Here is a 10,914-nt window from a genome sequence, read left to right as displayed (position 1 = left end):
CCTCGGCGGTGACGCTCAAGGTCGAAGGCCTGTACGTCAACCTCGACCGCAACACCCGCAGCCAGGGTGCGCTCGTCGTCAACGCCGCCAACAACTTCCCGGTCGTCTACAGCGGCGTCGGCCGCCGCTCCGACGAGTTCGCCGTCGTCCGCGCTGGCCTGAACTACAAGTTCGGCTCGTACTAGGATCGGCCACGGGTGCGGCTTCCGCCGCAGACCTCAGCCTCCGCGTGTGGGAAGCCCGGCCGATCGGCCGGGCTTCTCGCGTTTCGCAGCCTTCGGATGAAGTTTTCGCAATCCCCCTGACAAAGCGTCGCCGCGCACCCATGTCGTGTCTGCCATGCGGCGCGTTCGAGCCCGCGGGCTAGATTCGAGGAGGACGACTCCATGAACAGCGAAGAACGCGACGTCATTTCGGGCATCTTCCAGCGACTGGAGCAGGCACAGTCCCAGCCCCGCGACGCGGAAGCGGAGCGCTTCATCGCCGACAAGCTCCGGACGCAGCCCTACGCCCCCTACGCGATGGCCCAGCTGATCTACGTGCAGGAAGAGGCCATCAAGAGCCTGAACCAGCAGCTCGAGCAGGCGCGCAGCCAGGCGTCTTCGGCCCAGCCCTCCGGCGGCGGCGGCTTCCTGTCGAGCATCTTCGGCGGCGGCGGCCAGCGGCAGGAGCCGCAGCCCGGCTACGGCCAGCAGCGCCCGGCGGGACAGCCCTGGGGCAACCAGGCCGGTGCGCCGCCGCAGGGCTATCCGCAGCAGGGCTACCCGCAACAGGGCGGCTACCCGCAGCAGCAGGGCGGTCCGTGGGGTGGGCAGCCCCAGGCGCCGGCGCGCGGCGGCGGCTTCATGGCAACGGCGCTCCCGATGGCGGCGGGCGCAGCGGGCGGCATGCTTCTTGGCAGCGCCCTCTCGAACGCCTTCGCGGGCGGCCATTCGAGCCTGGGCAGCGCTGCGGCCGCGGGCCTCGGTGGCGGGGGCGAGACCGTCGTCAACAATTACTACGGTGACGGCGGCAATCAGGATCTCGGTGCGGCCCTCGACAACAGCGGCGGCGACATGGGCGGCTTCCAGGACGCGAACTACAGCGATCCGGGCGGCGATTTCGGCGGCGATCTCGGCGGCGGCGACGACAGCGACTGGACCTGATCGTCCCTCATTACGACGAAGGCCCGGTCGCGCGCAGGCGCGGCCGGGCCTTTCCGTAACTGGCGCCACTGCCTCCGGTCGACCGGACGCATTGAACGCTCAGAGGACTTCGACCCGCGTTCCCACCGGAACGCGCTCATAGAGATCGACGACGTCGTCGTTCATCATCCGGATGCATCCCGACGACACCGACTGGCCGATCGTGTTGGGCTCGTTCGTGCCGTGGATCCGGTAGAGTGACGAGCCGAGATAGAGGGCGCGCGCGCCGAGCGGGTTCTCCGGACCGCCCGCCATATGGCGCGGCAGGTCGGGACGACGGGCGAGCATCTCGGCCGGCGGCGTCCAGTCTGGCCACTCCGCCTTCCGGCTGACGGTCTTCAGGCCGCTCCAGGCGAAGCCCGGACGTCCGACGCCGATGCCGTAGCGCAGGGCGCGCTGGCCGGGCTGAACGAGGTAGAGATGCTTGCCGGCCGTGTCGATCACGATCGTGCCGGGTCTCTGCGCCCCGGCAAACGCGACCTCCTGGCGCTGGAATTCGGGCGCGACCGCGCGGGCGATCCGGGCAGGATCGGCCTGGGGTGCACCATAGGCGGCCGCGGGCGGCGCGCCGTAGGGCTGACTCGAACCGGAAGTCCGGGCCGCGCCGTAATTCTGTCCATAGGCCTGGGCGGCTTCTGGTTCGGCCGGCACCAGCTCGCCCGAATAGGCCGCGACCCGCTGCGGGGCGGCAGCGCGCTGCGGCCAGCCGCGCGCGCCCCCCGCGGCACTGCCGGTGACGAGGTATTCGATCAGGCCGCCGCCGTAGCCACCCTCGGCATAGCGTGCCTGCTGCGCCTGCGCCGGGACGCACCACACCAGCGCGGCCGCGGCCACCCCTATCCCCAGTTGGACTGAACCCCGCATCGTCGCATGCTCCCGAGCCGGAGCCCGTACCTCCGACGCGCGAAGGATCCCGTTCGATTTTGGCGAATCAGGTGAACGAACGTGGTGAATCGATTTGACGGAGCCGCCTCTCCCCGGTCCGGCGGCGTCAGGGTGAATCGAGCCTTAAGGCGTGCGTCGGCAAACCAGGCGGGCGTTCAAAAAAGCTTGGCAGTCACAGTCCGCTAACCGATGTGGTAGAGAGTTGCGGCGACGGAACCCACACGCTCACGCCCGGACGATGACCCAGAAGCGCTATCGCATCGAAGACAGCCTCGGGCTTCCCGGAGCTCCGCCGCCCGGACCGGGGTCTATTGCGTCGAACGAACGCCTTGAGGAGATCTTCAACGCGATCCAGGATCTGCGCCGCGTCACGCAGATGAGCGCGAGCGAGACCATCGAATCGTGCCGCCGCGAGTTGCACGAGGCGCTGGCGATGCGCACCGAACTCGACGTGATGAAGGAAGCGATCACCCGCACCAAGTCGGAGCTGGCGACGCTGCACCGGACCGAGAATACCGGCAAGGGCATGCGCCGGGCGGCCGACGAACTCGACGCCGTGGTCGACTCGACCGAGCGCGCCACGACCCAGCTGCTCGGGGCGGTCGAGGAGATCGAGAGCCATGCCGGCATGCTCAGTGCCGCGACGCTGCCCCCCGGCATGAAGCCCCACGTCGACGTGATCCTCGAGCGTGTGATCACAGCCTACGAGGCCTGCAACTTCCAGGACCTGACCGGCCAGCGGATCACTAAGATCGTCAGCGTCATGAAGTTCATCGAGGAGCATCTCGACCGACTCATCGCGACGTGGTCGGAACTCGACAGCTTCAAGGAACTGATCACCGTGATGCCGGTGCCGACCTCCCTGGACGACGAAAGCTCGCTCCTGAACGGCCCCAAGCTCGACCACGACCCCGGCCATGTCGACCAGAGCGACATCGATTCGCTGTTCGACTGACCGGCCGGATCACCGGCAGGCGATTTTTGTCGCCGCCCCTGTCCCCCTGACGGTCCGGAACGCTTAGATCTGCGGTATGAGCCGCAGAGCCCTTTCAGACCTGCCCCCGGACACGTTCGACGACGGCCGCGACGCCGAGCGGGACGAGGGCGCCGACGACCCGGAAACGGGTTCGACCGCCCCGGATGCGCCGGACATCGACTTCGACTTCGAGCCGGGCGCCGTCCAGGCCGGCACCGAGGTGATCCGACGCTTCTGGTCGACGCTGCCGTCCTCGCCCGGTGTCTACCGGATGTTCGACCATCGCGGCGACGTCCTCTACGTCGGCAAGGCGAAGAATCTGAAGGCGCGGGTCGGCTCCTACGCCCGGGGCCAAGCGCATTCGAATCGCATCGCCCGGATGATCTCGCAGACGGCGGCGATGGAGTTCGTCACCACCGCGACCGAGACCGAGGCGCTCCTCCTCGAAGCCAACCTGATCAAGCAGCTGAAGCCCCGCTTCAACGTGCTGATGCGGGACGACAAGTCGTTCCCCTACATCCTGGTCACTGAGGACGGGCCGGCCCCGCAGATCGTCAAGCACCGGGGCGCGCGGCGTCGGAAGGGCAACTATTACGGTCCCTTCGCCAGCGTCTGGGCGGTCAACCGCACGGTGAACGCCCTGCAGCGGGCGTTCCTGCTGCGCACCTGCACCGACAGCTATTACGAGAACCGCACCCGGCCCTGCCTGCTCTACCAGATCAAGCGTTGCTCCGGCCCCTGCACGGGCGAGATCGCGGCCGACGATTACGCCGCCATGGCGGATGCCGCCCGGGCGTTCCTGGCAGGCAAGTCGAATGCCGTGAAGGACCGCATGCGCGCCGAGATGCAGGCGGCATCCGACGCCATGGAGTTCGAGCGCGCCGCCCGCTACCGGGACCGGATCGCCGCGCTCTCGGCGATCCAGGGCGTGCAGGGCGTGAACACCCAGGGTGTCGAGGAGGCGGACGTGTTCGCCCTCGACGAGCAGGCCGGCCAATTCTGCATCGAAGTCTTCTTCTTCCGCAACTTCCAGAATTGGGGCAACCGCGCCTACTTCCCCAAAGCCGATCGGACGATGACGCCCGACGAGGTGCTGGGCTCGTTCATCGGCCAGTTCTACGACGACAAGCCCGCGCCACGCACCGTCCTGACCAGCCACGGGATCGAGGATGCCGAACTGGTGGCAGCGGCGCTGTCAAGCCGGGTGGATCACCGCGTCGAGATCCACCGACCGAGCCGCGGTGAGCGGAAGAACCTCGTCGATTACGCCCAGCGCAACGCCAAGGAGGCGCTGGCCCGGCGCCTCGCCGACACGGCCTCCCAGGGCAAGCTGCTGGTGGCCCTGGGACAGGCCTTCGGGCTCGACCGGGCGCCGCGTCGGATCGAGGTCTACGACAACTCGCACATCATGGGCACCAATGCGGTCGGCGGCATGGTCGTCGCCGGCCCAACGGGCTTCATGAAGGCGCATTACCGCACGTTCAACATCAAGTCCGAGGACCTCACCCCGGGCGACGATTACGGCATGATGCGCGAAGTTCTTCAGCGACGGTTCAAGCGGCTCGCGAAGGAGGCGCCGCGGGCGGAGCGCGAGGCGTCGGCGGCCGCCGCCGAGGGCGGCGCGCAGGAACCGGTCCCGGCACCGAGCGAGGAGAGCGAGGCCTTCCCGGCCTGGCCGGACCTCGTGCTGATCGACGGCGGCAAGGGCCAGCTCGACGCCGCCCGGGCGGCGCTGGACGAGGTCGGCGTCTCGGGTGTGCCGCTCATCGGCGTCGCCAAGGGCCGGGACCGGGACGCCGGGCGCGAGACGTTTTTCCTGCCCGGTCGACCGCCCTTCAAGCTTCCGCCGCGCGACCCGACGCTCTACTTCGTGCAGCGGCTGCGCGACGAGGCCCACCGCTTCGCTATCGGCAGCCATCGGGCCAAGCGGAAGCGTGAGATGGTCAAGAACCCCTTGGATGAGATCGCCGGAATCGGCCCCAGCCGAAAGCGCGCCCTTCTGCATCACTTCGGGACCGTGAAGGCGATCGAGCGCGCCGCCTTCGAGGACCTGGCCAAGACCCCCGGCGTGAACGCCGCCACGGCGCGGGCGGTCTACGACTTCTTCCATGCCGGCGCCTGAGAACCCGGCCGCGATGGCCGAGCCGGATGCGGAGGCGTTGACGGCCGGGCCGCGCTCTGATTTCACCCCCCTGATGAACGCCGTCCTTCCTCGACGACGGTCGCCGGCCTGGACGCTCGCGAATTGCCTGACCTACGGGCGCCTCGTTGCTGTGCCGGTGATGGTCGCGCTGCTGTTCTGGCCCGAATCCCACACCGCCCGGTGGACGGCGCTCGGCGTGTTCGTCGCGGCGGCGATCACCGACTACCTGGATGGCTACGTCGCCCGGACCTACCACCAGAGCTCGGCGCTCGGCCGGATGCTCGATCCGATCGCCGACAAGCTCCTGGTCTCGGCCTGCCTGCTGATGCTGACGGCGGACCACACCATCGTCGGCCCGAACATCTGGGCGGCGATCGTGATCCTGTGTCGGGAGGTGCTGGTCTCCGGCCTGCGCGAGTACCTCGCGGAGCTGAAGGTCGGGGTGCCGGTCAGCAAGATCGCCAAGTGGAAGACCACCGTGCAGCTCGTGGCCCTCGGCTTCCTGGTGGCCGGCCCGGCGGGCGAGACGGTGTTGCCGGGAACCGAGCCGATCGGGCTGACGCTGCTGTGGCTCGCCGCCGCGCTCACGCTCTGGACCGGCTGGGACTACATGCGGGCCGGGATCAAGCACGTCATCGACGATCCGCGGTGATGGATCTGGCCGCGCCCGGCGCGGTCCCTGCCCTGCCTTCGCTACGGTGACGCGATGAAGCTCGTCTATTTCGCCTGGGTCCGCGAACGGATCGGCCGCCCCGAGGAGGAGCTGGCACCGCCGCCGGAGGTCGCGACCGTCGCCGATCTCGTCGCGTGGCTCCGGGGCCGGGGCGAGGAATACGCCTACGCGTTCGAGGATCCGGGCGTCGTCCGCGCCGCGATCGATCGGACGCATGCCAAGCCGGACGCGCCGATCGCCGGCGCCCGCGAAATCGCCTTCTTCCCTCCGATGACGGGCGGCTGAGCACCGACCGCGCCGCGCACGTAGTCGGCCGGACTTGAATCGACTCCGGTTCCGGGATCATTGGCGCGGTCGCTCCGGCTGCACCTCATGCCGAACGGCGCGCGGGCCGAGCCAAGTTCCCTTACGGGTTCGGCCCGCCATCACGAATAGATCCGCGGAACGCTCAAGCTGTGACCGCAGTTAGTCGGTATCGAAACCGACACTGGAGTTTCAGCATGCGCACGATCTTGCTCGCGACCGCCGCCCTCCTGAGCCTCGGCGCCGCCGCGCAGGCGCAGACCACCGTGATTGAACGCGATCGGCCCGCCGTCGTCGTCGACCGTCCCGCTTCCGAGTCGAAATCCGTGACCGTCCACGAGCACGGCGACGGCTGCGTCACCAAGACGGTGCGCAAGGAGAACGACATGGGCGACTCCAAGACCGTGAAGAAGGAGACGTGCGACTGACGCACGTCTGCGGGTGGCGCCGGAGCGCCGCCCGCACGTCCGATCCGGCTCGAGAACCGCCGTTGGGCGGGAGGTTCGGTCAGCGCCAGCCGGCGTCGATGAAGTAGGGGTGCCCGGTACACATTCGGGCGTCGTCCGAAGCGAGGAAGAGGGTCAGCGCGGCGACGTCGAAGGGCTGGATCCGGCCATTGAGGCATTGCGACGCGACGATCTCGGCTTCGCCCTCCGGCGTGTACCACTTCTCCTGCCGCGACGTCTGGACGTTGCCGGGGACGATGGTCGCGACCCGGATGCCGTCGCGGCCAAGGTCGCGGGCCAGGGCGCGTGTCATCCCCTCGATCGCCGCCTTGGCGGTCTGATAGAGCGGCATCTCCTCGAGTCCGAGATGCCAGCTGATCGATCCGAAATTGAGGATCACCCCGCCGCCGCCTCGCCGCATCGCCGGAACGGCCGCCTGGGCGGCGAAGAACAGGTGGCGCAGGTTCACCGCCATCCGATCGTCCCAGTAGGCAGGCGTCACCTCGGCAAGGCTGTGACGATCGTCGTTGCCGGCATTGTCGACGAGGACGTCGAGGCCGCCGAGCGTCCTGTCCGCCTCGGAGACCAGGGCACGGACCGCCTCGACGTCGGTCAGGTCGCAGCGCCGGTAGCGCGGCGTGTGTGCTGCCGCGGGGGTCAGGTGCGCCACCAGGGCGTCGGCCGCGTCGTCCGCGATATCGCAGAACAGGACGTGCGCACCCTGACCGACGAATGCCGCGACGAGACCGGCGCCGATACCGGAAGCGCCGCCGGTCACCAGCACGCGCTTTCCGCCGAGGCTCGGATAGCGCGCGCGGGTGTCGGACAGCGGCATCGTCGGAACTCCTCGGCACACCCGTCATCGCGAGGTGATTTGTCGGAGTTTTACCATTCCGGACGGAGCCCGCAACGACTGCGGTCGCATCGCAGGTTGGCGAAACGTTAACGTTTCACGAATGACATCGCCGGGTCTTCTAGAAAGGAAAGCCCGATGCCCCTGCGTCTGGAACTCAAGCCGTTCGAAAGGCTGATCATCAACGGCGCGCTGCTGCGTAACGGCGACCGCCGCTCGACCTTCCTGATCGAGACACAGTGCAAATTCCTGCGCGAGAGCGAGATCATCACCGAGAGCGAGGCCGACACGGCCTGCAAGCGGCTGCATCTGACGCTGACGGTCGTCTACCTCGCCGACGATCCGACGCAGGGCATCGACCTGTTCTTCCGGCAGGCGACGGACCTCCTCGGGATCGCGCCGGCGGCGGCCCCACAAATCGCGGCCATCGCCCAGGCCGTCGAGGCCGGCGAGCACTATCGGGCGCTCAAGCTGAGTCGCAAGCTCGTCGAGTGGGAGTGCGCCGGTCCGGCATCCCAGGCGGACGCGCCGGCCCGGGCGGCTCCCTGACGCCCGTCCAGGCTCAGCCCGGATTGCCCTGCAGGCCCGCGGCGATGTGATTGTTGATCGACACGAGCGCGGCGATCTTCTCCGGCGTCGGGGCGATCATCGTGTCGATGCAGCTCTGGAGAACGAAAACGCCCAGGCGGCCCACGCCCTGCTTCACGTCGGTGGGAAGCGGGTTCTCGTCGGAGGTCGCCTCGGAGGTCAGCAGCGTCCAGACACGCTGGTTGAACGTCAGGGCGTCGTTGATGCGTCCGGCGTCACCGGCGGCGAGGCCCTGGCTGGCGCCGATGAGCTTCTGCGCCGCCTTCAGCAGAACTGCGGATTCGGCTTCGCGGGGTGTCAGGGCGCTGTGAGAGGTCTTGGCGTAAGCGTTGGCAGCGTAGTTCATCGGCGGTCCAGCCCCGTCGTAAGGCCTGCCTGGGGTGCAAGCTGGCGCGGAGCTGTCGCACATCAGGCGTTAAAAGCGCGTGAGCGTCCGATCCGCCATGATGCCGCCGGGTTGGACATCGACGACGTTGCCAGGCCCCAAGGAAATGGCCCCCGGATCCCGACCCCGATGTTGAATTTCCTACTCGGAACTGTTGCCGGCGGCCTGATCGCCTGCGTGCTGACCATCGCGGCGTCGCGGCATCCCGAGATCCAGGCCCGCCTTGGCTTGGCACATGCGCCGGTTCCCGCCACCCTCGCCGCCGTCACGAAGCCGGCCGAGGTGGATTGCGGGCGCCGAACGGAGCCGGCCCCCAAGGTCGGCTCCCAGGATATGTTGTTTAACCGCCAGCGGTTCTGGTCGGTCGCGCCCTGATCAGAATGTACCGAGGAGCATGAGAAGCATCGTCGTCGCGACGGTGGTGCTGACGAAGCCGCACAGCGCGGCAGCAAAGGACGGCCCCGACCGAACGGCGGCGGGTTCGATCTCGTTCGAAAGCGTGGCAGGGATCATCGGCGCGGAACCTTTTCGGCGACCTGTGTCGCGCGTATGGGGGTGATGCTGCAGAAACGGGACGGCCGAGGTGCGGATCCGCACCCGATCAGTCGCAGCGGTTGATTTTCTTGGCGATCCTCAACCCCCGCAGTTCGCTGCGGAGATCGATCGCAACCACGCCCTCGCCACATCGCTCGAATGCGTCGCGGGCGTCGTTGTAGCGGTCGCCGACCTCGTCCAGCGTGTCGCAGACACGGTCGTGGTCGCCCAGACGTGCCTCCTGACGCGCCTGGAAGCGCAGGGCATTCGCCTCGTCTACCTTGCGCTGCGCCTCGATGCAGGCCGGCAGGGCCGACGCCGCGGAGGTCAGGGCAAGGACTGCCAGAAGGCTGGCGAGGCAGCGGGTTAGAGTGACCGACTTGGCACTCACGGGAACACTCACACACGGTTGTGATGGCAGGTCCGCCGGGGCCTGCCGGGTTTCTCGGAGCGGCACGGGTCCACTCCCTCTCTGTGCGCTGAAACGGTGAAGCTCACGTGAAAGTTCCGATCCGAATCAAGGCTTCCGCCGCAGGCGCGAAGTGAGGATCATGGCGAGGGTCACAGGCGCAGGTCCCATCGGGTCCACGCCGACATCGTATTGCTTCGGCGTCGGCTTGAGCTTGCCGTGGCTGTGGCCGTGGAGGTTGACGGCGCCACGGCTCATCCCGTTCCAGGTCCGGAACGCGTAGTGGCAGAGCACCACCATCCGCCCGTCGACCATGAGTTCCGCGTAGTGCCGCACCGATGCCCAGCCGGGGGCCGCCACCGTGTCCGATCCGTCATTATTGCCGACGATCAGATGCTTCTCGCCGTTCAGGCCATCGAGGATCTCGCGGATTCGCGTCCCGCTCGGACCCAGGGCGAAATCTCCGAGGTGCCAGACCGTGTCGCCGGGCGTCACCGCCTCGTTCCAGGCGGCGATCAGGCCGGCATCGTGGGCGGCGAGATCCGGGTAGGGTCGGTGATCGAAGCGCAGCGCCCGCGGGTCGCCGAAATGCGTGTCGCCCGTGAAAAAGGTGGTCACCGGTCAGCTCCGCTCCGCCCGGAACCGCCGCCGGACTGGCCCCGAAATCGGGCGGGGGCCGCCTTGTTCCCGCAGGCCCGCGTCGGGCTGGCGCGTTGACGGCCGGCGCGGCAGGCGCGAAGCGTTAGTCCGGACGGCGGGCACCGAGAGGGTGGGCGACATGCTGGGGAGCGGGGGATTCGCGTTCCTGGCGGGCCTGCTCTCGGTGCTGTCGCCCTGCGTGCTGCCCCTGGTCCCGATCGTTCTCGGGACTGCGGCCGCGGAGCATCGGCTCGGACCGGTCGCCCTGGCCGGGGGGCTGGCCCTCTCCTTCACCCTCATCGGGCTGTTCGTCGCGACCGTCGGCTTCGCCATCGGACTAGACGGCGACGTGTTCCGCCGTGCCGGCGCGGTGCTCCTCGTGCTCCTGGGCGTGGTGCTGATGCTTCCGCAGGTCCAGGCCAGGGTCGCGACCGCGGCCGGTCCCGTGGGCGCCTGGGCCGAGGAGCACTTCGGCGGCTTCGCGGCCGGAGGATTGTCCGGCCAGTTCGCCGTGGGTCTGCTGCTCGGCGCGGCGTGGAGTCCCTGCGTGGGACCGACACTCGGCGCGGCCTCGCTGATGGCGGCGCGGGGCGAGCATCTCTGGAGCGTGGCGCTGACGATGCTGGCCTTCGGGATCGGGGCCGCGACCCCTTTGATGCTCCTGGGGCTCGCCTCCCGCGAGGCCTTGATGCGCTGGCGCGGGGGCCTCGCCGCGGCCGGCCGGACCGCCAAGGCTGCGCTGGGCGCCGTGATGGTTGTCCTCGGCCTGCTGGTGCTGAGCGGCCTCGACAAGCGCGTCGAGGCCGCCGCCGTCTCGGCATCGCCGGACTGGCTCAACGCGCTGACGACGCGCTACTGACGCACGGAAAGCCCGAGGACCATCCGGAACGGAGCCC

Annotated in this window: 15 protein-coding genes and 1 pseudogene; 10 read left to right on the top strand and 6 right to left on the bottom strand. The window is 68.8% G+C overall.

Translation table 11 applies throughout. The features are described from left to right. Positions 1 to 185: pseudogene (locus tag AC1DXK_RS02075) on the top strand (porin family protein); the annotation flags it as partial. 201 nt (positions 186 to 386) lie between these two features. After that, complete coding sequence (locus AC1DXK_RS02070) at positions 387 to 1,145, top strand: DUF2076 domain-containing protein (protein ID WP_457104814.1); 759 nt, start codon at positions 387 to 389, stop codon at positions 1,143 to 1,145. A gap of 99 nt (positions 1,146 to 1,244) precedes the next feature. On the opposite strand, the gene AC1DXK_RS02065 is transcribed toward AC1DXK_RS02070, so the two are convergent. Beyond that, complete coding sequence (locus AC1DXK_RS02065) at positions 1,245 to 2,048, bottom strand: L,D-transpeptidase (protein ID WP_457104813.1); 804 nt, start codon at positions 2,046 to 2,048, stop codon at positions 1,245 to 1,247. Between the two features lie 259 nt (positions 2,049 to 2,307). Between AC1DXK_RS02065 and AC1DXK_RS02060 the strand changes: the two genes are divergently transcribed. From AC1DXK_RS02060 to AC1DXK_RS02040, 5 genes are all read left to right on the top strand, one after another. Further along, entirely contained in the window at positions 2,308 to 3,024 is a 717-nt protein-coding gene (locus AC1DXK_RS02060; RefSeq protein ID WP_457104812.1) for a protein phosphatase CheZ, read from the top strand. Between the two features lie 76 nt (positions 3,025 to 3,100). Further along, on the top strand, positions 3,101 to 5,167 hold the full coding sequence (gene uvrC, locus AC1DXK_RS02055; RefSeq protein WP_457104811.1) for an excinuclease ABC subunit UvrC: 2,067 nt from the start codon (positions 3,101 to 3,103) through the stop codon (positions 5,165 to 5,167). A gap of 73 nt (positions 5,168 to 5,240) precedes the next feature. Next, positions 5,241 to 5,840: a CDP-diacylglycerol--glycerol-3-phosphate 3-phosphatidyltransferase gene (gene pgsA, locus AC1DXK_RS02050; RefSeq protein WP_457104851.1), complete on the top strand. Its 600-nt coding sequence runs from the start codon at positions 5,241 to 5,243 to the stop codon at positions 5,838 to 5,840. Positions 5,841 to 5,894: 54 nt separating this feature from the next. Beyond that, positions 5,895 to 6,146, top strand: coding sequence for a molybdopterin converting factor subunit 1 (gene moaD, locus AC1DXK_RS02045; RefSeq protein WP_457104810.1), 252 nt, complete (start codon positions 5,895 to 5,897; stop codon positions 6,144 to 6,146). A gap of 215 nt (positions 6,147 to 6,361) precedes the next feature. Next, the gene (locus tag AC1DXK_RS02040) at positions 6,362 to 6,592 is read left to right on the top strand and encodes a hypothetical protein (protein ID WP_331294072.1); all 231 of its coding nucleotides are present in this window, start codon (positions 6,362 to 6,364) and stop codon (positions 6,590 to 6,592) included. Between the two features lie 79 nt (positions 6,593 to 6,671). Here AC1DXK_RS02040 and xylB read toward each other — a convergent pair whose 3' ends face one another. Next, positions 6,672 to 7,445, bottom strand: a complete 774-nt coding sequence (gene xylB, locus AC1DXK_RS02035) for a D-xylose 1-dehydrogenase (protein ID WP_457104809.1) — start codon at positions 7,443 to 7,445, stop codon at positions 6,672 to 6,674. A gap of 156 nt (positions 7,446 to 7,601) precedes the next feature. Here xylB and AC1DXK_RS02030 point away from each other — a divergent pair, with 156 nt between their 5' ends. Beyond that, positions 7,602 to 8,012: a flagellar biosynthesis repressor FlbT gene (locus tag AC1DXK_RS02030; RefSeq protein ID WP_457104808.1), complete on the top strand. Its 411-nt coding sequence runs from the start codon at positions 7,602 to 7,604 to the stop codon at positions 8,010 to 8,012. A 13-nt stretch (positions 8,013 to 8,025) separates the two neighbouring features. Here the strand turns inward: AC1DXK_RS02030 and flaF are convergent, their stop codons facing one another. Then, positions 8,026 to 8,397, bottom strand: a complete 372-nt coding sequence (gene flaF / locus AC1DXK_RS02025) for a flagellar biosynthesis regulator FlaF (RefSeq protein ID WP_457104807.1) — start codon at positions 8,395 to 8,397, stop codon at positions 8,026 to 8,028. A 111-nt stretch (positions 8,398 to 8,508) separates the two neighbouring features. Between flaF and AC1DXK_RS02020 the strand changes: the two genes are divergently transcribed. Then, positions 8,509 to 8,811, top strand: a complete 303-nt coding sequence (locus AC1DXK_RS02020; protein ID WP_457104806.1) for a hypothetical protein — start codon at positions 8,509 to 8,511, stop codon at positions 8,809 to 8,811. On the opposite strand, the gene AC1DXK_RS02015 is transcribed toward AC1DXK_RS02020, so the two are convergent. The 3 genes from AC1DXK_RS02015 to AC1DXK_RS02005 form a co-directional block, all read right to left on the bottom strand. Then, positions 8,812 to 8,949, bottom strand: coding sequence for a hypothetical protein (locus AC1DXK_RS02015; protein ID WP_477296644.1), 138 nt, complete (start codon positions 8,947 to 8,949; stop codon positions 8,812 to 8,814). A gap of 88 nt (positions 8,950 to 9,037) precedes the next feature. After that, complete coding sequence (locus tag AC1DXK_RS02010; RefSeq protein WP_457104805.1) at positions 9,038 to 9,361, bottom strand: hypothetical protein; 324 nt, start codon at positions 9,359 to 9,361, stop codon at positions 9,038 to 9,040. Positions 9,362 to 9,487: 126 nt separating this feature from the next. Beyond that, on the bottom strand, positions 9,488 to 9,997 hold the full coding sequence (locus tag AC1DXK_RS02005) for a metallophosphoesterase (protein ID WP_457104804.1): 510 nt from the start codon (positions 9,995 to 9,997) through the stop codon (positions 9,488 to 9,490). A gap of 160 nt (positions 9,998 to 10,157) precedes the next feature. On the opposite strand from AC1DXK_RS02005, the gene AC1DXK_RS02000 reads away from it, so the two are divergent. Then, positions 10,158 to 10,877 carry a cytochrome c biogenesis CcdA family protein gene (locus AC1DXK_RS02000; protein WP_457104803.1) on the top strand — a complete coding sequence of 240 codons (720 nt, stop codon included), beginning with the start codon at positions 10,158 to 10,160 and terminating at the stop codon, positions 10,875 to 10,877. Positions 10,878 to 10,914: the final 37 nt, after the last annotated feature.

It is taken from the genome of Methylobacterium sp. P3_A11, assembly GCF_056403155.1.
The sequence above is the reverse complement of the archived record's forward strand: the minus strand, read 5'-3'. Positions and strand labels throughout refer to the sequence as shown.